Genomic DNA, 18,047 nt, shown 5'->3' with positions numbered 1-18,047 from the left:
TTGATGAGCTAAAAAGAGCACGCCATAGGCGCTCTTTTTAGCTTAATGCGACAACGTTGTTTCTCGAATAATTAATTCACATTCATACTGGTACTCTTCATAAGCTATCTTTTCTTTCAAAATTTGTTTAATAAGTAAATCTGCTGCTTTTGTTCCCATGTCAAAAGCAGGCTGCGAAATCGTGGTAACGGCAGGCGTTGCTACATCTGCGTAAGGAATATTATCATAAACAATTAAAGATAAATCATTCGGGATATTAAATCCGTGTTGTTTAATAAATTTCTGCACTTCAATGAACACTAAATCGTTTCCAGCCAGCAGCGCTGTCGGCGGATTATCGGCTGCAAATAGCTTCTCCAGCGCTTTTTGCATGTCCGCTTTTTTGCAGTTAATAATCATAAATTCATTTACAGGCATATTGGCTGATGTTAACGCTTCTTTGTACCCTTCTACACGTTCAATCCGGGGTGTAATAGTTAATGGTTCTGTAATAATCGCTATATGCTTATGTCCAAGCTCCAGCAGATGCAAAATAGCCTGTTTTGTGGCTTCTTGGTTGTTCGCCACTACGGATGGAATTTTTCCTTTTACATCATGAATTTTACGATCCATAATAACAACCGGATATTCTTCTTTGATCATCTGCTCATAAAGAGAAGTATTGGCACCCGTTGGAAATAAAATAAGGCCATCTACTTGCTTTGCTTTTAACATATTAATATATTTCTTTTCTTTATCAGGGTCATCATCTGCGTTGCAAATGATGGCATGTATATCTTGCGAATGGCAATAGTCTTCAATGGCACGAATGACTTCCGTAGAAAATCTGTGCATAATATTGGCAACAATAATCCCGATCATCGACGTTCGCTTTTGTTTTAAGCTTCGTGCTAGATAGTTGGGCTGATAGCCCAGTGTATCAATCGCTTCTTTAATTTTCTTTCGCGTTTCTTCGCCCATATATTCGTATCGCTTGTTAATGTATTGTGATACGGTGCTTTTGGAGACATTTGCTGCTTTTGCAACGTCCAGCATAGTAACTTTTTGCATCATGATCCGTCCTTTTCATTCAATCCCTAAAATTATGCTACTCCTAGTGTAAACGAAAAAAACGAAAAAGGAAAAGCCTTCTTGCTAGCAGAAGGCTTTATTTATTAAGCGTACGCAAGCCTAGCTTCTTGAATTTCATGAGTAAAACGTTTCGCTTCCCTTGTTACTTGAAGTAAGTATTCAGGAGTTGGAAGCTGCTTGCCATCTACTAATGTGCTTCCTGCTCCAATAGCAGCTGCTCCGGCTTTAATATAAGCTCCCGCATTCTCAGCCGTAACGCCGCCTGTTGGCATTAACGGAATATGAGGAAGCGGTCCTGCTATATTTTTAAAATAAGCGGGGCCTACTACGCTTGCCGGGAAGACTTTAATCATATCTGCGCCGCATTCATAGGCTGTTAAAATTTCAGTAGGTGTAAAAGCACCCGGAACGCTAATGACTCCGTATCTTTTAGCCGTTTTAATTGTTCGTTCGTTCACCGTAGGGGAAAAAATAAATGACGCTCCTGCCATAATGGCAATTCGTGCTGTTTCTTCGTCTAGAACAGTTCCTGCTCCAATAAACATTGAATCGTCAAATTCATTTTTCAATTCTTTAATAACCTCTACGGCAGCAGGGTTTTCCATTGTGATTTCTAGATTTGTTACTCCGCCTTCTTTTAACGCGTAGGCAAGCGGAATAATTCGCTCAGCGCTTGCTCCTCGAATGACCGCTACAATACCGCTACTTGTAATTTTCTCAATATGCATCTCAATTCTCCTTTTCTATCATTACATTAAGCCGTTGTTTCAACTGGCTTCACACTCTGAACTTCTCTTGGCTTTTTCGTTGCGACAATGGTTAAAACTGCCGCAAGGAATAATGATCCAGCCATAAAGATATAGGAAGCGCCAAACCCTCCTGTTGATCCATTTAAAAATCCTACAATATAAGAACCGGCAAATGAACCAAGTGCCCCCATGCTATTAATTAAAGCCATCGCTCCTCCGGCAACATTACGCGGTAAAATTTCAGGAATAATCGCAAAGAACGGTCCGTACGGAGCATACATCGTTCCTCCGGCGATAACGAGTAAAGTAAAAGAAAGCCAGAAGTTGCTTGTGCCAACTAAATAAGATCCGTAAAAGGCAAGAGCTCCTACTAATAAGAACGGCCATACAAATGCGCTTCGTTTTAAAAACTTATCTGACAGATATGAAACCGTTAACATTAATACGACTGCTAATACGTAAGGAACGGACGCTAACCACCCTGTCTTTACTATACTCATGTTAGGCGCTGCTTTAATAATAGACGGCAGCCACATAACAAATCCGTAGACGCCAATACTCCATAAAGCATATTGAATGCTTAATAAAATGACAGTACGATTTTTGAAAGCTTCTTTATAGCCTTTAACAGGTTTAATTCCTTCTTGTTCTTTTTGCAGCGCATCGTGTAAGTCTGCTTTTTCTTTTTTCGACAGCCAGCCTGCATCTTTTGGCTCATCGTTTACTAGTTTCCACCATAAAAACGCCCAAATAACAGCTGGAAAACCTTCTAAAATAAACATCCATCTCCAGCCAAATGATTCTAGCAAATATCCAGAAACAATTGACATCCAAAGGACCGTTGCCGGGTTTCCTAAAATTAAGAACGTGTTGGCTCTAGAACGTTCTGCTTTTGTAAACCAGTGGCTTAAAAACACGAGCATAGCAGGCATAACGGCACTTTCCACTACTCCTAAAGCAAATCGAATAACAAACAAAAATCCGACGTGGCTTACCATACCTGTAGCTGTAGCAAGTGCTCCCCATAAAATCAGAGACCAAAAAATCAGCTTTTTGGCGCTTTTATTTTCAGCATAGTGAGCGCCAGGAATTTGGAAAAAGAAATAACCTAAGAAAAAGAGCGATCCTAATAAAGACGAAATACCTGGCGTAATATGAAGATCTTCTGCCAGCCCTGCTGCTGCTCCAAACCCGTAGTTTGCACGGTCTAAATATGCAAGGCTATACGTAATAAATACGATAGGAATTAACCGAAGCCATCTTTTTTTTGCTAGCTGCTGTTTCATTATCACTTCACTCCTTGTTTTTGGGATTCCATATATTTTTGCAACTGCTGTTCAGTTGGATATCCGTCGTTATCTCCAGGGCTTTGTACAGCTAATGACCCAATAGCATTTGCTCTCATGACAGATTGAGTAAGAGAATCATGTTGAAGAAGTCCGCTTAACAGCCCTACTGCAAAGCCGTCTCCTGCACCGACTGTATCCACTATTTGTTTGACTTTTATTCCTTCAACCATACCTTCCTCTTTAGCCGTCTTAAAAAAGGCTCCTTGTTCACCTAGTTTAATAACGACAAGCTCTACGCCTGCATCTAAATAGTAAGAAGCGATGTCTTCTGGGTTTTCGTATCCGGTTAAAATTTTCCCTTCTTCAATGCCTGGCAGAACGTAGTTTGCTTGTTTAGCAGCTTCGTTGATTGTAAAAATCATTTCCTCTTTTGATGTCCAAAGAGTCGGTCGCAGGTTCGGGTCAAAGGAAACCGTTCTGCCAGCTGCTTTCATCGAGGTAAGCGCGTGTAGAGCAAATTCACGCATGCTTGCTGACACAGCAAGCGGTATTCCTGTCATATGCATGTGTTTTGCCGCTAAAAAATAGTTTCGATTAAAATCGCTTGGGTGCAAGTGACTGGCTGCTGAATTTTTTCGGAAGTAACAAACTTCCGGATCTCCCACTTCCACTTTTGATTTAATTTGAAAACCTGTTGAATATTCGCTATCTACTAGTACACAATCGGTGTTGACCGACTCCTCTTGTAGCCGTTTCATAATAAACGTACCGAAAGGATCGTTGCCGACTTTGCTCACCCACCCTGCGCGCAGACCGAGACGAGCGAGACCAATTGCTACATTTGTTTCTGCTCCGGCTAGCTCTTTTGTATAATGCTTAATCTCATACAGCGGTCCTGGTTGTTCTGCCATGAACATCGCCATTGCTTCTCCGAAGGTAATAACGTCTAATGAATTCATTGCACTTCCTCCTGTTCTGCTGCTTGCACCAATGAAATGAAGCGGGGGATTTGTTCCGGTTCATCGATTGGAAACTCTAAAGCTTTAAAAATCGAATGAGAAAACCCTTTCAAAATATCTTTCCACATTTCATTTGAATCGTTTGATATAGAGGTTGTTACTAGCTTTCCGCTATTTTTTATTACGTGTTTAATATGAATATAGCCTACAAAGGACCTTAGCTTTTTGATTGCTTCCTGGGGTTGTTCTTGTACATAAAGCCAGTTACCAATATCAAACGTCATGGAAACAGGAATTTCGTAAGCGTTATCAAAAAATGCGTGCAAAGATGCTATGTTGCCTCCATAACTGGTTTGATCGTTTTCTACAAATAGATGTAAAGCTGGAAATGCCTGCAATAGCTCCTGCAATTCCCCTATAGGTGATTGTGGCTGATAAAAACCAAGAGAAACTTTTACCCACTGAGCGCCAAGTGATACGGCTTCTTCAAGAATAGATTTTAATTCTTGTTTGTTTAACTCTCCACTTTCTTTCCACAGTTCGATTGGAGCCGAATATACTGTAAAAAGCGGATATCTTTTTAATTCTTCGGCAATAAGCTCAATCTCTTGATCTACTTTTTTCATTAACTCTCTTCGAATTTCCACTCCATGTACTTGCTGTTCATATATTTTCCCAATCATGGTGTGCTGAGAGCTTGTCGTTTCAAATGCATTTAAAGGAATAATGATATGATTCATAAATCGACCTACCTTTCTTATTATACTAGCTAACCACTTACTAAACCGGTTTAGTAAATCGATTTATCTAAATTATAAGACTATTGAAAGCGCTTTTCAAGCTTTTTTTATAAATTATAAAAAAAAGAAACAACACGGCGTTATGCCGTGTTGTTTCTTAGTGATCTTCTGTGCTTTTTACTAAATTGCGATCTTGTTGATAAATATCATAGATTAAGAAACTAAAACCATAGTACAAGACCATGATTACAACTGACTTTGTCATGATAAATAAAGCGCCTAGCCCGATACCAACTAACAGCGTCTGGACACTCAAACGGTCACGCTGAAAAGCTAGCTGTGATAGGAAATAACCAATACCAATTAAAATAGCCAACACCCATGTATTTTGAATGGCTAATACATAGTGACTATATAAATAAAAGCTAGGAAAATAGACGGTGCTTTCTACGAAGCTGGAAATACCGCTGTATGCAAGCCACCACTTTTGCTCTCTTTCTGTTTTAGGAACGGTTGCCTCAATTGACGTGGGCATCTCCTGTTCCACAAAAACCGTTTCTCCATGATCTTTCATCCATTGGATCATAATGGAAATAATAATAAAACCTGCAAAGATTAAAAGCAGCAGATATTCAATCCACGCTGGATACGGAGCCGTCCGGTGAATCGTATCTAGATATACTCCCTGCAATCCTAACATAGAAAGTGGAACCGCATGGTATACCATCACCGCAATATAAAATAGTAAAATTAGCACATAAAAAAAGAACTGTTCTTTGTAGTAGCGAATTTTTTTGCCTTCTGAAGCAATTCGCTTAACAGTCACGCTCTCCAAGTACGGACGAATAATGCTTATGATAATAATAAGACACGTAAATACAATCATATAGTTATGTAATCACCTTTTCAACTTCATTATGTAACATTTTTTTCCATCCGCGAGAACAGGTGGTTAACAGCCTCTGTCCTTTCTTATAGTACCAAAAAACTAAACTTTTTGACAATCCTGATTTATCAATTAGGAAGATGAAATAAGCGTAGCTACATTAATACCGCTAATTGTGACCATAGGAGATCCCCCGCCTGGGTGAGTCGTTCCTCCTACAAAATATAAGTTTTTAACATCTTTTGAGACGTTGCTTGGACGAAGAAAACTATCCATTTTCCGATTTGAACTCACTCCATACAAAGCGCCTTTAAATGCACCAAAGGTTTGTTCAATTTCATATGGAGTAACAATTCGTTCATGTACAAGCGAGGGCTCAATATCTAAACCAAACTGAGAAAGCTTGCGATAGACAACCTCTCTGTAAGATTTCATTTTTTCTTGATTCTCTTCTTTTACAGCAGGGGCATTCACTAAAATAAATAAATTATCACCCGGAGCTACCGTGTTATCGGTATACGAAGAATTACAAACGTAAATGGTAGGGTCGGTTGGAAGCGTTTTTTGCTGAAATAGTTCATAGAATTCCTGCTTGTAATCCTGAGAAAAGTACACTTGATGATGAATCAGCTGAGAAAAGCGCTTTTTAACTGCTGCCATAATTACATAGGCTGATATGGAAGGCTCAAATTCAGCTGCTTTTTTGTTTTTAAAATGAGGTCTATCCTGCTCTTTTACGAGTGCCGGATAGGCTTTTAGCAAGTCCCCGTTTACAATAACGATATCCGCGTCTATCTTTTCTTCTCCATTCACTTCCACTCCGACAGCCTGCTTATTTTTTACTACTATTTCAGTCACGCTGCAGTTTGTATACAGCTTTCCGCCGACTTTTTGGAACACATGCCCCAGCCCTTTTGCAATTCTAGTATTTCCTCCTTTTACATAGTACACCCCGTCATTCATTTCTAAGTGTCCAATCAGTGAAAAGGTAGCGGGCGATGTATAAGGTGAAGATCCAATATAGGTTGCGTATCGATTAAATGCATTTCGAATGTTTTCATTTCGAAAAAAGCGCTGATGAAACGTATCTACTGTTTCAAACGGCCTTACTTGCAGCAGTGCTTTTAATAGAGAAGGGTTTGTGTAATCTTTCCATGACGAAAATGTCCGGTAGAAAAATTGACTTTTTGCAATGTCATATATTCTTTTTACTTCTTTTAAATAGGCCGGGTATTGTTTAGCAGCAAAGGGGTCGAGACGTTCAAACTGCTCAATCATTTTTCGTTCGTCGATAGACATGGAAAATTGTGAACCGTCGGTGAAGAAATTATTCGTATGATGCGTTAGTTTGACAAGAGGCATATAGTCTTCTGCACGTTCGCCCGCTTGCTCAAATAACCACTGAAAAACTTCTGGCATTGTAATGGTATTAGGCCCGAAATCAAAAGAATATTCTCCTAGCTGCACAGGCATCATTTTTCCGCCTACGTGCTCGTTTTTTTCAACGATTGTGACATCGAACCCTTTTGTTTGAAGAAGAACTCCTGCAGCTAATCCGCCTAATCCTGCCCCGACAATTAGTACTTTTTTCATTGATAATGCCTTCCTTTCCATTCATATCCCTGCTTTTTTCGTTCACGCTTCATAGAATGGTTCATGAGCAGCATCAGCACAATTGCCGACGCCGGCATAGTAAGAAACAAAAGCCCTTTTTGCTGAGCCGACCGGTCAATTAAAAACCGCTGAAAAAGCATAATGCAAAAAGGAAGAATCCAAAGTATGTTGCCTGTAAGAATTCCTGCTATAAACAAAGGAAGCGGCAGCACATAGTAACAGGCAAAAAAAACGCTCAGTATCCAAACTGCTTTAGCGGATCGGCCTAGACCAACAAAGATATTTTTAGCAAACCCATTCCATACTTCTTCAGTTGTTTCATACATATAACAGCTAACGTGAGACGTAATATTGGCTAAAATAACGCGCTGTTTCTTTTTCTTAAAAAGCTGAGCTAGATGCACATCTTCTACTAGTGAAGTTTTAACAGCTTCATGTCCTCCTGCGATCTCATAAGCTTCTTTTTTTATAAACATAAAAGCACCGTGAGCTGCTGAAGCTTTGCTCACCTTGTTACGGTTCGCTACCACAACCGGTAAATAGCTAAAAACAACAACATGCTGAAGCGGAACAACCAATGCTTCTAACCACGTTTTTACAGGAAAACGTGGAAATCCTGTTAAAAGAGCGGCTTTTGTCGCTTGTGCGGTGGCTAAAGTATGTTCTAGCGTGCGTTCTTTGAGCTGTACATCGGCATCTACAAACAATAAATAGTCTCCATTTGCAGCTTGCGACAGCTGGTGACAGGCATGAACTTTTCCTACCCACCCTTCTTTCAGCTCTTTTCCTTCTATGATGGTAAACCTTGAATCTCCGTGAATTTCTTTCAAAAGCTTTGTTCGTGTTTCATCTGTGGACTGATCGTCTAGTATGACACATTCTAGATTGCTGTACGTTAATCCTTTAACAGAAGAAATGATTCGCTTTACATTTCGTTCTTCGTTTCGCATTGGAATCAAAATAGAAATGAGAGGCTGAGGTGTTTTTGAATTCAACTTGTATCTATTTAATTTAGGCATTGCTTGAATATTTACAATGGTCAGAAGCAGCATCAAAATAAATAAAAGCATATAGTAAATCATTCTTTCACCTTCGCTTTCCACCACGTTAACCACTCGCTAAGCGTCTTTCGTCCTTTTAATAAAACCGTAAATTCCTCATCGTTTTCTTGAATGATTTTTTGTTTTTGATGATCGAGCTGAGCAGTGACTGCACCGGCTAGCGTTTTGGTTATATCTTCTCTTGCATTGGCTAAGTCGTAAAAAACAGCTTGCCCTACCCAGATAAAAAGCTCCGGTCGCTGATCATGGCGAAACGTATAATAATATGTAATGGGAATAACTTCAACGTCAGATTGCTTTTTTAGAAGAAAAGCAGGTCCTTCAGAAAAAGCTAACGGTCTTTTCTCAAGATGTTCTTCTTTTCCTTGAGGAAAAATAAGCACCGCTTTTTTATCCGCTAACAGCCTACTGGCAAACCTTAACGATTCCACCGTATGCTTCGGAGACGCTGCATTTACTGAAAAAGCCCCGATTCGTTGAAAAAAAGGAAAATCCTTCATTCCTTGTTCAGACATCATAGCGTATAGATCTGTTTTTAATACCGCGTTATTTAAATAAAATGTCACTAAACCGTCCCACCAGCTGGAATGATTAGCAATTAATAACATTTTTTTATCTTTTGGGAGCTCTTCTATATGTAAATGAATACGATAAAACTGTTTTTTGAGCTGATATGTGACAAACAGTTGAAAAAAGCGCTCAAATAGTGAGTTTTTCTTCGGATAAATCATAAGCGAGTCTCCTTTTTATACACAATATAAAGAATAAGAAAAGGAATCATCGTCAGCCATACCACAAGCCACAGGCCATTTACTAATGCTACAATTACAAACATCATGACGACTGCACTATACAAAAACACCATTCTTCTTTCCCATACCGGCTCTTCTTCTTTAGGAACCTTAGCTAAAAAGAAATATACGACCAGCTGAATGAAGAAAGACAGTAAAAACCAGCCGGAGAAATTGGATAAAGGAATATTATAATAAAAGCTGTCCCCTTCCCACACCCAATATTGTTTAACAATATAGGCAACGGGATCAATAGCCAAATCCATAATAACAGCAAATAGCGAACTAATGACCGCATAGGCAATTCCATGGACAATAAACGGCAGCTCCATGCGCTTCATAATTCCGAGAGCTAATATTCTGCTTGTGATTACGACCATAAACCAAGCCGATCCAATGGTCAGAGGAACTCCTAAGATTTTGGCGCCAAAATCTTTTTCATAATCGTAGGATCCAAACAAAAACCCATGTTTAACACCTAGACTTTCGACATAAATAGATGCGCCTGTCACAAATACTGCAACGACCAGTGCCCTCCTTACTCCATAGGCCTTAGCTAGATAAATAAGAGCAAGAAGACTGCTCAAGTGTAAAAAAACAGCATTCGCCCATTCTAACCATGAAGGCAGCAAATCAAATGAAAGCAAAACCACTCCGCATACGTACCAAATAAGAAAAAAACGATAAATACCATTTGTGATCATCGATTCACCTTCTCTCCAGCTTCTTTTTATCAAATTGCTATTATATAAGCTTGTACACATTCTCTCCATTTTCAATGTGCTCTTTTCTATGAGTAGAACACACTCTCTTAAGATTATGTGAAAATAGCCACTGTTAGTACGTTCCCTAAATAAGAGACTTTATTACTTATTTATAAACAAAAATAAAATAAACGTCCATTAAAATCTACGGATGTATAGATTGAAATGACGTTTATTTTTTCTTATGTATATACACTTCTAATAGCTTTTTGGCAATGAGTCCAATAACCAGTCCCGGTACAACAAACAGCATAGGGAGCCAAATTGGGCCTATAAAAACACCGTTGATGGTTGTCACTGAGGAATACATAATGCCTACTGTAACAAAATAAGCACAGGAGACAAAAGGAATAAATGTAAATCTAGATGCGCCGTTTTCTGCTTCTTTAACAGCATCCCAAATTGCAAAAAAATATAAACATGGATAAAACATTAACCACTGCATGTTCATTACCTCGAGGGATTGCTTTGTTTCCCCCAAAAAGCTTAAGCGAATGCCTTCATTAAAATTTGCGCCCATATTAATGAGAAATTCAAGTACAATAAACAAAATTCCTTTTATATGTTTTTTGTTTAGTAATTGTCCAAAGCCTGGCAACGCAATGCTCCATAAAAGAGCTTCTAGTCTAGTCACGTTCTATCCCAACATTTTGACGTATAAAAGAACTCCACAGCATGATATCAGTAGAAATTTTGTCCATAGTTATCAACCTCACAATAATTTACTTATAGTTTTTGTAAATGTAAAATTTTTATACTACATCTCCTTTAATATTTGTAACTTATTGTAAATTGATAAATGTTTTAGCTATTCAACCAGACATTTTCGTTTAGAATTTTCTGTTTATTAAAACAAAAGCGTGCGATATACTAGTTTTATACGTACGAAAGGATGAGAAAGCTGACATGGAAACAAGTTTTTTTTCAATTTTAATACTAGGATTTTTTTTAGGAATCAAGCATGCTCTAGAACCAGATCACATTATCGCTGTATCAACCATTGCCTCAAAAAGTAAAAAGCTGTGGCGCTCTTCGCTTGCAGGAGTATACTGGGGGATTGGTCATACGCTTACGCTGTTTATTTTTGGCATGATTTTAATAGTGTTAAAAAGCAGTATTTCTGAACGTATGAGCATGTCACTTGAATTTTTAGTAGGCATTATGCTCGTTTATCTCGGTTTTACATCGTTTCTGTCTTACAAAAAACAAGTGCATACGCATCACGAAAAAACGTCTTACTTAAAGTCATTAGGCATTGGCTTTGTTCATGGACTGGCCGGAAGCGCAGCGATGGTTGTAGTAACGATGGGCACCGTTACTCACGTATGGCAAGGTGCGCTGTACATTATCATTTTTGGAATCGGCACTTGTCTTGGCATGCTGTTATTTACGACGGTTATTGGAATTCCATTCGTTACAACTAAAAAGCAAGTGACGTTAAACCGCTGTTTGATGCAGGTAACAGGTGCTGTCAGCATTATATTTGGCCTCTATTATATGTATAATTTAGGTGTAAGCGACGGATTATTTAGTCTGTGGTTCTAACAGAGAATGAAACATAATGAAAATAATTCAATCTAAAGACGAATAAGTAGGATAAATGATCTGGACTGCTTGTTCCACAGCTGTTGATTTCTGTGCAAGACTTCGCTTTGTCCTCTAATCAACGGCTAGAACGAACTACATACGGGAAACCTACGTTCACCCTACCAATAAAAAATCCGAACGAATTTGATTCTCTATCAAGAGTTCAGCTCGTTCGGATTTTTCTTTAACTACTATACTTTTGTACAGGCACTTTAATACTTACGCAAAAGTGATACTTCAGCTTTTAATAACTCCTGCCGGAACAATCCGTATACTTTGACGATTATCTCTTCCACTTCTTGTGTACTAGCAGCTAGTATTCGAATAGCACATCCGGAAATCGGAAGTGCGGAAGCTCCTGCTTTACAGCCTGCCTCTTCGCACAGCTGATGTACTTTCGCTATAAATGCGTCGTCGGCGTTTGGATGAACAATAATAATTGATCCAAAATGAGTATACCCTTCCATTTTCATCATGCCGCGCAGATGGTTTTCTGGCTTCAAGTATAAGTGATCGTATACCTTCAGCTGCTTGTTTACATACAGTTTCAGCTTGGAACGCATAGAGGTATATTGAAACAGCTGCCCATCCGGCGACCACCCCGGGGTGATGCTGTCACACATAAACAAAGCAGCGTTTTCTGCCATATGAACCGTTATTTCTTGGACAAATGCAGCATTTTCATACAAAATAAGCGGGTCTGGTATATATTCCATGATGGATTGTTCTTCAAGGGTTATGCACGTTTCTTGTAAAACAGCTGCGTTCGGTGTTTTGTACACCTTTGTCGCAGATTGAGTAGTAGCAGTCAGCTGAGCATTTTTCTCGACCGTTATCATCGTTTTGTATTTGTCTCCGCTCACGTATCCCCCGCCTACGTGAAGCATATAAACAAAAGGTGATTCAGGAGTCATGTAAATAGGTCTGGCAACTTTGAAAGCCCCGTAATGATAAGTATCTTTAATAACCGTTCGCTCACTGTTTCTTTCTGCACGAAGCTCTAAATAACCCGTGTAGCTCATGATTCAAGGCCGATTAAAAAGGCCTCTTTTTTGATCCATTCTATCACTTGATTGAGCCCTTTATCTTCTTTTAAATTGGTGAAAACAAAAGGCTTGTGCCCTCTCGCTTGGATTGTATCTTTTTCCATTACTTCTAAACTGGCTCCTACATATGGGGCTAAATCTGTTTTGTTGATAATGAATAAATCAGATTTAATCATTCCTTGACCGCCTTTACGCGGGATTTTTTCTCCTTGTGCTACATCGATGATATAAATTGAAAAATCAACGAGCTCTGGGCTAAACGTTGCGGCTAAATTATCTCCTCCGCTTTCTACAAAAATAAGTTCAACATCGGGGTGACGTTCCACTAACTCATCAATTGCAGCAAAGTTCATAGATGCATCTTCCCGAATAGCCGTATGAGGACATCCTCCTGTTTCTACTCCGACGATACGATTTTCTGGCAAGATACTGTTTTTTACTAGAAATTGCGCATCTTCTTTTGTATAAATATCGTTTGTAACGACCGCCATGCTTAGCTGTCCTTCTAGTGCACGCGTTAATCGTTCTACTAACATTGTTTTCCCTGCACCAACAGGGCCACCAATTCCAATTTTAATTGCATCCATTTTTTACGCCTTCATCGTTAGAAGGCCTTCCCTCCTTTTTTATGACATGAACAATCGAACATGCAATTGTTCATGCTGCATTTGAGCAATTTCTAACCCTGGTGTCACGGCACCAAATTCCTCTTGATCTGCTTGCAAAATATGCTGAAGCGCTTGCTGCAGCAGCGGCTGAAAAAGAACGAGCGTTTTTTGCCCATCGGTTTGGCCGATTGGTATGCCGCGAACAGCATTTTGAATTAATGAAGAGATGCTAGCGTACAAATGACTTAAAATTGCCTCTTCTTCTGTAATGTTTAACTGCAGGCTGGCTAATGCAAATACAACAGCAGGATGTCCGTACGCCTTCTTTGCTTTTACTTCACTCATATACTTTTCTAAATAAGAGCCTTGAAATAACTCTAAGCAAAGCTTTAACATGCGCTGGCCCACCCGTCTTGTCCCTTCTCTTGTTTCTTTTGACAAAGCAAGAGCGTATAGTTCATGATCAATTCTCATAATTTCGTTAAACTGGTCACGAACAGCATACTCATAAGCCAGCCTGCATGCTAAGCCGTCCGTATACGTCAGCTGAACATCAAGGTATGTACGAAGCGCTTCTTGAAAGGTTTCTGTGTCGTAAATTTGATTTCGCTGAATATACGTTTCAAAACCAAACGAATGCGAAAATGCACCCGATGGGAAATTTGAATCACATAGTTGAATCAGCGAAAGCAATGAATTAGTCATGATTATGTCCGATATGCTTAAAAGCTTGTTTTACTTTTCTTTTTTCGCGCTTATAGGGAATGTTGAGCTGCTGAAGCAATTCTTCGACTAAATAATCGTACTGTACAAGCATGTCTCCACCTTCAAACTGCGCCGGCAAATGGCGGTTCCCAAGCTGATGAGCAATTTCTCCCATCTGCTGAATATCAATCGGCTGAATGGTCAAAATATCGTCTGCCAGAACTTGCACAACAATCATATTGCTTTCATCCATAAATAGTACATCGCCATCAACTAACTCGCGGTTTTCTTTCAGACGAATTCCGAGTTCCTTACCGTGATCTGTTACAACGCGCTGAACGCGTTTTACTAAGTGATCACTTTCGATATATACCTTTTCTATATGTGGAGCTCGTTTTTCTAATGTTGCTATATTTCCGATAATTTTTTCGATTACCATTTTTTCACCTCAAAATAAAAAGTATCGCTGCGCCATAGGCACAACTTCTGCCGCTTCACATGTAATCATTTGTCCATCTATTTTTACTTCGTACGTTTGGGGATCAACTTCAATCTTAGGCATTTCTCCATTTAACTTCATATCTGTTTTTTTTAACTGACGAATATCTTTTACTGGTTTAAGCAGCTTTTGTAACCCTAGTTTTTCGCCCACTTTGTTCTCATACGCTGCTTTTGACACAAACGTAACGGAGGTTTTAGCTCTTGCTTTTCCATAAGAAGCAAACATCGGACGATATAAGACCGGCTGTGGGGTTGGAATTGAAGCGTTAGGGTCTCCCATTAAGCTGTGAGCAATTAAACCGCCTTTTACAATCAAGTCAGGCTTTATTCCAAAAAACGCTGGCTCCCATAGGACTAAGTCAGCTATTTTCCCTGTTTCTACCGATCCTACGTATTCGGAAATTCCATGAGCGATAGCTGGATTAATCGTATATTTAGCTACATAGCGTTTGACACGTGCGTTATCGCCGACTTCGCTGTCACCATCAATTTTTCCTCGCTGCTTTTTCATCTTATCAGCTGTTTGCCACGTTCGTGTAATCACTTCTCCTACACGTCCCATTGCTTGAGAATCTGAAGAAATCATACTGAATACACCTAAATCGTGTAAAATATCTTCAGCTGCAATCGTTTCTTTGCGAATGCGGGAATCAGCAAAAGCGATGTCTTCTGGTACAGCAGGATCAAGATGATGACATACCATGAGCATATCTAAATGCTCTTCAAGCGTGTTGACCGTATAGGGTCTTGTTGGATTAGTTGATGATGGAAGCACGTTTGGAAAGCTTGCCATTTCCATAATATCAGGTGCATGCCCGCCTCCAGCTCCTTCAGTATGGTAGGTATGAATGACTCGATCACCAATTGCTGCAATCGTATCTTCAACAAAGCCGCCTTCATTTAAAGTATCTGTATGAATCGCAATTTGAACATCGTACTCGTCTGCTACTTGCAGGCTTGTGTCGATGGCAGATGCCGTGGTTCCCCAGTCTTCGTGAAGCTTTAGTCCAATTGCTCCTGCTTTAATTTGTTCAATTAAAGGCTCTTTCGCACTTGCATTTCCTTTTCCTAAAAAGCCAATATTCATCGGAAATGCTTCAGCGGCTTCAAGCATTCGTTCGATATGCCACGCTCCGGGTGTACAAGTGGTAGCCTTTGTTCCTGTAGCAGGTCCTGTTCCTCCTCCAATCATCGTTGTCACGCCAGAGGCAAGGGCGGTTTCAATTTGCTGCGGACAAATGAAATGAATATGCGCATCAATACCGCCCGCGGTTACAATTTTCCCTTCAGCTGCAATTACTTCCGTACTCGCACCAATGATGATGTCTACTTCATCCATCAACAGCGGATTACCCGCTTTTCCAATAGTTTGAATGAGTCCATCTTTTATTCCAATATCTGCTTTATATATGCCTGTATAATCAACGATAATGGCATTTGTCAACACTAAGTCCGCTGCTTCACTTCGCGTTGCAAGAGGATGCTGCCCCATTCCGTCACGAATCACTTTTCCTCCGCCAAACTTTACTTCATCTCCGTAGGTTGTGAAATCTTTTTCAATTTCAATAAATAGCTCTGTGTCTGCTAAACGAACAGCATCTCCAACGGTTGGTCCAAACATATCTGCATACTGACGTCGCGACATTTGAAAACTCATCTTATGCATCTTCCTTTCTATCAGAAAGCGATCTGTTTGTTTTATTGTTCAGACCGTAAATTTCTCTTGTTCCGGAAAAAGCAACCAGCTCTACTTCTTTTGCATCACCTGGCTCAAAGCGAACGGCTGTACCGGCTGGAATATTTAAATGATAGCCAAGCGCAGCTTCGCGGGGGAATTCGAGCGCGGCATTCACTTCAAAAAAATGAAAATGTGAACCTACTTGAACGGGGCGGTCGCCTCTATTGATTACAGTCACGCTAATCGATTGCTTTCTGTTATTACATGTGATGGGTTCTTTTTTTAAGACGTATTCCCCTGGAATCATATTTTTCCCTCCTCTTAACGAATTGGATCGTGAACAGTGACGAGCTTGGTTCCGTCTGGAAAGGTAGCTTCTACTTGAATATCATGAATCATTTCAGGAATACCTTCCATTACATCTTCTCGTTTTAAAATCTTGGTACCTTCTCGCATTAGCTGTGCTACCGTCTTGCCATCGCGAGCTCCTTCCATAATTTCATATGTAATGATCGCTACTGCCTCGGGATAGTTAAGTTTTAATCCTCTTGTCTGACGGCGTCTTGCTAAGTCTGCAGCTACGACAATCATTAATTTTTCTTGTTCTCTCGACGTAAGTTTCAATGAAAGTTTCCTTTCTGCTAATCTATTTTCTTGTTAACATCAAATGTGATATTTTCTAACACAAATACACAACTAATTATATTAAATTTTCTGATAAAAAACAAAGGATTTATATCTTTCGATAAAAAAAGATGAGCATATTTGCTCACCTTTTACTCTTCTGAAATCACTTGTGTTTTCCATTTCTGCAGGTGTTTCCAACCTAGACCTTCAGCTAGCTGACGTTTTGCATAGTCTACTCCTTCTTCAATAGAAGTTTCATAGCCAAATAAATAATAGCGCAAGCCGGCGTTTAATACTACTTGATTATAGACATAAGTCAGTTCGGAAGAAGATTCACCCTCCAAAATGCGCGTCACATATGCCGCTTGTTTTTCAACACTTATTTTCTTTTCAAAGTGTTCTTCTTCCACAAACAGTCCGTATTCTTTTGGATTGACAATAAACGACTCCATCTCTCCTTCTGAGATAGTAAAAACAAAGCTGCTTCTATGTACAGGTACATCTTCAGATCCTTCTATACCTTGCACCACGTATACATGTTTAAACGGGAGCGAAGCAAAAATGGGCACAATTTTGTTAATGGCCGTGCGGTGAAAAGCGCCCATCATTAAAGAAGAAGCATTTGATAAATTTAATAGTTTTTCAACCGTATTAATTAGTGTTCTTACGCCAATTTCATGACGAATTTGTTTGATGCGACTAAGAGGATAAGAGATTGTTTCAGCATTTACAAAGCCAATTTTTAATGTTTCTAACGTATGACCGATGTCTTCAATCGTTTGAGCTTGAGGGATCTGTAATGAATGAAGTACATCTTCAATCGTTGTTCCAAACTTTGGAGGAAGCGCTTCTGTACAGTGTAAAAAAGCTGGCACACCTCTTTCAGCTAATAAAATCGATACAGGAATGGTCGCAAAAAATGAATTTCTCCCTGCATAAGGGCTTGCAAAATCAATTGATTTATCTTTTAACGGCTGAGACAGCGGTATCTCTTTTGTTTTTTCGCGAAAAGCATGAACGAATCCCAATAGTTCATCTGCATTTTCGGTTTTAATACGTTCCGCAATAAAAAAAGCAGCGACCTGAGCATCCGTAGCTTGTCCAGAAGCGATTAAGCGAGCTGCTTCTTTTGCTTGTTCATACGTTAAGTCAGTTGATCCTCTTTTTCCGCGCGCTATTTCTTTGATAAATTGTTGCATATCGTACACTTCCTTTTTAACTGAATATTTGTACATTGTATCACATATTTCCTTTGCTCCTTAGATTATCTTCTATCAGGTACGCAAACTGCTAAAAAATATGAAATTAAAGGAAAAGTACTAGTTCTTTTATAACCTAATATAGTATAATCTATCTGCTATACTATTATTT

The 18,047-nt window shown here is 39.4% G+C and carries 20 protein-coding genes; 1 reads left to right on the top strand and 19 read right to left on the bottom strand.

Annotation, left to right across the window (positions count from 1 at the left end; translation table 11 throughout):
• Positions 1-42: 42 nt before the first annotated feature.
• From ACRPLQ_RS07780 to ACRPLQ_RS07730, 11 genes are all read right to left on the bottom strand, one after another.
• Positions 43-1,053: a LacI family DNA-binding transcriptional regulator gene (locus ACRPLQ_RS07780; protein WP_034266759.1), complete on the bottom strand. Its 1,011-nt coding sequence runs from the start codon at positions 1,051-1,053 to the stop codon at positions 43-45.
• A 101-nt stretch (positions 1,054-1,154) separates the two neighbouring features.
• Positions 1,155-1,799, bottom strand: coding sequence for a bifunctional 4-hydroxy-2-oxoglutarate aldolase/2-dehydro-3-deoxy-phosphogluconate aldolase (locus tag ACRPLQ_RS07775; RefSeq protein ID WP_014459503.1), 645 nt, complete (start codon positions 1,797-1,799; stop codon positions 1,155-1,157).
• A 26-nt stretch (positions 1,800-1,825) separates the two neighbouring features.
• Positions 1,826-3,106, bottom strand: coding sequence for an MFS transporter (locus ACRPLQ_RS07770; protein WP_013083743.1), 1,281 nt, complete (start codon positions 3,104-3,106; stop codon positions 1,826-1,828).
• A gap of 2 nt (positions 3,107-3,108) precedes the next feature.
• Positions 3,109-4,068 carry a sugar kinase gene (locus ACRPLQ_RS07765; RefSeq protein ID WP_367078015.1) on the bottom strand — a complete coding sequence of 320 codons (960 nt, stop codon included), beginning with the start codon at positions 4,066-4,068 and terminating at the stop codon, positions 3,109-3,111.
• On the bottom strand, positions 4,065-4,808 hold the full coding sequence (locus ACRPLQ_RS07760) for a sugar phosphate isomerase/epimerase family protein (protein ID WP_098625830.1): 744 nt from the start codon (positions 4,806-4,808) through the stop codon (positions 4,065-4,067). The genes ACRPLQ_RS07765 and ACRPLQ_RS07760 overlap by 4 nt, the downstream gene beginning before the upstream one ends.
• A gap of 157 nt (positions 4,809-4,965) precedes the next feature.
• Positions 4,966-5,694 (bottom strand): hypothetical protein, encoded by a 729-nt coding sequence (locus ACRPLQ_RS07755; RefSeq protein WP_028412829.1) that lies wholly within the window; start codon positions 5,692-5,694, stop codon positions 4,966-4,968.
• A 132-nt stretch (positions 5,695-5,826) separates the two neighbouring features.
• Positions 5,827-7,287, bottom strand: a complete 1,461-nt coding sequence (locus tag ACRPLQ_RS07750; RefSeq protein WP_432235861.1) for a phytoene desaturase family protein — start codon at positions 7,285-7,287, stop codon at positions 5,827-5,829.
• Positions 7,284-8,390, bottom strand: coding sequence for a glycosyltransferase (locus ACRPLQ_RS07745; protein WP_098113313.1), 1,107 nt, complete (start codon positions 8,388-8,390; stop codon positions 7,284-7,286). Before ACRPLQ_RS07745 ends, ACRPLQ_RS07750 begins: the two co-directional genes overlap by 4 nt.
• Positions 8,387-9,100: a lysophospholipid acyltransferase family protein gene (locus ACRPLQ_RS07740; RefSeq protein WP_272816185.1), complete on the bottom strand. Its 714-nt coding sequence runs from the start codon at positions 9,098-9,100 to the stop codon at positions 8,387-8,389. The genes ACRPLQ_RS07745 and ACRPLQ_RS07740 overlap by 4 nt, the downstream gene beginning before the upstream one ends.
• Entirely contained in the window at positions 9,097-9,864 is a 768-nt protein-coding gene (locus tag ACRPLQ_RS07735; protein WP_028412825.1) for a carotenoid biosynthesis protein, read from the bottom strand. Before ACRPLQ_RS07735 ends, ACRPLQ_RS07740 begins: the two co-directional genes overlap by 4 nt.
• A gap of 232 nt (positions 9,865-10,096) precedes the next feature.
• Positions 10,097-10,558, bottom strand: a complete 462-nt coding sequence (locus ACRPLQ_RS07730) for a hypothetical protein (protein ID WP_028412824.1) — start codon at positions 10,556-10,558, stop codon at positions 10,097-10,099.
• A 272-nt stretch (positions 10,559-10,830) separates the two neighbouring features.
• Between ACRPLQ_RS07730 and ACRPLQ_RS07725 the strand changes: the two genes are divergently transcribed.
• Positions 10,831-11,469: an urease accessory protein UreH gene (locus ACRPLQ_RS07725; RefSeq protein WP_028412823.1), complete on the top strand. Its 639-nt coding sequence runs from the start codon at positions 10,831-10,833 to the stop codon at positions 11,467-11,469.
• A 254-nt stretch (positions 11,470-11,723) separates the two neighbouring features.
• Here the strand turns inward: ACRPLQ_RS07725 and ACRPLQ_RS07720 are convergent, their stop codons facing one another.
• The 8 genes from ACRPLQ_RS07720 to ACRPLQ_RS07685 form a co-directional block, all read right to left on the bottom strand.
• On the bottom strand, positions 11,724-12,533 hold the full coding sequence (locus tag ACRPLQ_RS07720; protein ID WP_048019020.1) for an urease accessory protein UreD: 810 nt from the start codon (positions 12,531-12,533) through the stop codon (positions 11,724-11,726).
• Complete coding sequence (gene ureG, locus ACRPLQ_RS07715) at positions 12,530-13,144, bottom strand: urease accessory protein UreG (protein WP_325077533.1); 615 nt, start codon at positions 13,142-13,144, stop codon at positions 12,530-12,532. The genes ACRPLQ_RS07720 and ureG overlap by 4 nt, the downstream gene beginning before the upstream one ends.
• A 39-nt stretch (positions 13,145-13,183) precedes the next feature.
• Positions 13,184-13,870, bottom strand: coding sequence for an urease accessory protein UreF (locus tag ACRPLQ_RS07710; protein WP_432235860.1), 687 nt, complete (start codon positions 13,868-13,870; stop codon positions 13,184-13,186).
• Positions 13,863-14,309, bottom strand: a complete 447-nt coding sequence (gene ureE / locus ACRPLQ_RS07705; protein WP_432235859.1) for an urease accessory protein UreE — start codon at positions 14,307-14,309, stop codon at positions 13,863-13,865. The genes ACRPLQ_RS07710 and ureE overlap by 8 nt, the downstream gene beginning before the upstream one ends.
• Before the next feature lie 9 nt (positions 14,310-14,318).
• Positions 14,319-16,028 carry an urease subunit alpha gene (gene ureC / locus ACRPLQ_RS07700; protein ID WP_028412818.1) on the bottom strand — a complete coding sequence of 570 codons (1,710 nt, stop codon included), beginning with the start codon at positions 16,026-16,028 and terminating at the stop codon, positions 14,319-14,321.
• A 1-nt stretch (position 16,029) separates the two neighbouring features.
• A complete protein-coding gene (locus ACRPLQ_RS07695; protein WP_028412817.1) occupies positions 16,030-16,356 on the bottom strand; it encodes an urease subunit beta in 327 nt (108 codons plus the stop codon).
• A gap of 14 nt (positions 16,357-16,370) precedes the next feature.
• Positions 16,371-16,673, bottom strand: coding sequence for an urease subunit gamma (locus ACRPLQ_RS07690; RefSeq protein WP_013057659.1), 303 nt, complete (start codon positions 16,671-16,673; stop codon positions 16,371-16,373).
• Between the two features lie 152 nt (positions 16,674-16,825).
• Positions 16,826-17,875 carry an anthranilate phosphoribosyltransferase gene (locus ACRPLQ_RS07685; protein ID WP_028412816.1) on the bottom strand — a complete coding sequence of 350 codons (1,050 nt, stop codon included), beginning with the start codon at positions 17,873-17,875 and terminating at the stop codon, positions 16,826-16,828.
• Between the last annotated feature and the right edge of the window lie 172 nt (positions 17,876-18,047).

Origin of the sequence: Priestia sp. TRN 1309, from assembly GCF_050846875.1 — a bacterium.
Taxonomy (GTDB): domain Bacteria; phylum Bacillota; class Bacilli; order Bacillales; family Bacillaceae_H; genus Priestia; species Priestia zanthoxyli.
Note: the sequence above shows the minus strand (reverse complement) of the source record. Positions and strands in the feature narration are given on the sequence as shown.

Bases quoted from the DNA above. Each gene is read 5' to 3' on its own strand.
- ACRPLQ_RS07755 (WP_028412829.1), bottom strand. From the start codon at position 5,694: ATGATTGTATTTACGTGTCTTATTATTATCATAAGCATTATTCGTCCG.
- ureC (WP_028412818.1), bottom strand. From the start codon at position 16,028: ATGAGTTTTCAAATGTCGCGACGTCAGTATGCAGATATGTTTGGACCA.
- ACRPLQ_RS07685 (WP_028412816.1), bottom strand. From the start codon at position 17,875: ATGCAACAATTTATCAAAGAAATAGCGCGCGGAAAAAGAGGATCAACT.
- ACRPLQ_RS07770 (WP_013083743.1), bottom strand. From the start codon at position 3,106: ATGAAACAGCAGCTAGCAAAAAAAAGATGGCTTCGGTTAATTCCTATC.
- ACRPLQ_RS07745 (WP_098113313.1), bottom strand. From the start codon at position 8,390: ATGATTTACTATATGCTTTTATTTATTTTGATGCTGCTTCTGACCATT.
- ACRPLQ_RS07750 (WP_432235861.1), bottom strand. From the start codon at position 7,287: ATGAAAAAAGTACTAATTGTCGGGGCAGGATTAGGCGGATTAGCTGCA.
- ACRPLQ_RS07695 (WP_028412817.1), bottom strand. From the start codon at position 16,356: ATGATTCCAGGGGAATACGTCTTAAAAAAAGAACCCATCACATGTAAT.
- ACRPLQ_RS07720 (WP_048019020.1), bottom strand. From the start codon at position 12,533: ATGAGCTACACGGGTTATTTAGAGCTTCGTGCAGAAAGAAACAGTGAG.
- ACRPLQ_RS07710 (WP_432235860.1), bottom strand. From the start codon at position 13,870: ATGACTAATTCATTGCTTTCGCTGATTCAACTATGTGATTCAAATTTC.
- ACRPLQ_RS07780 (WP_034266759.1), bottom strand. From the start codon at position 1,053: ATGATGCAAAAAGTTACTATGCTGGACGTTGCAAAAGCAGCAAATGTC.
- ACRPLQ_RS07725 (WP_028412823.1), top strand. From the start codon at position 10,831: ATGGAAACAAGTTTTTTTTCAATTTTAATACTAGGATTTTTTTTAGGA.
- ACRPLQ_RS07775 (WP_014459503.1), bottom strand. From the start codon at position 1,799: ATGCATATTGAGAAAATTACAAGTAGCGGTATTGTAGCGGTCATTCGA.
- ACRPLQ_RS07740 (WP_272816185.1), bottom strand. From the start codon at position 9,100: ATGATTTATCCGAAGAAAAACTCACTATTTGAGCGCTTTTTTCAACTG.
- ACRPLQ_RS07765 (WP_367078015.1), bottom strand. From the start codon at position 4,068: ATGAATTCATTAGACGTTATTACCTTCGGAGAAGCAATGGCGATGTTC.
- ureE (WP_432235859.1), bottom strand. From the start codon at position 14,309: ATGGTAATCGAAAAAATTATCGGAAATATAGCAACATTAGAAAAACGA.
- ureG (WP_325077533.1), bottom strand. From the start codon at position 13,144: ATGGATGCAATTAAAATTGGAATTGGTGGCCCTGTTGGTGCAGGGAAA.
- ACRPLQ_RS07735 (WP_028412825.1), bottom strand. From the start codon at position 9,864: ATGATCACAAATGGTATTTATCGTTTTTTTCTTATTTGGTACGTATGC.
- ACRPLQ_RS07760 (WP_098625830.1), bottom strand. From the start codon at position 4,808: ATGAATCATATCATTATTCCTTTAAATGCATTTGAAACGACAAGCTCT.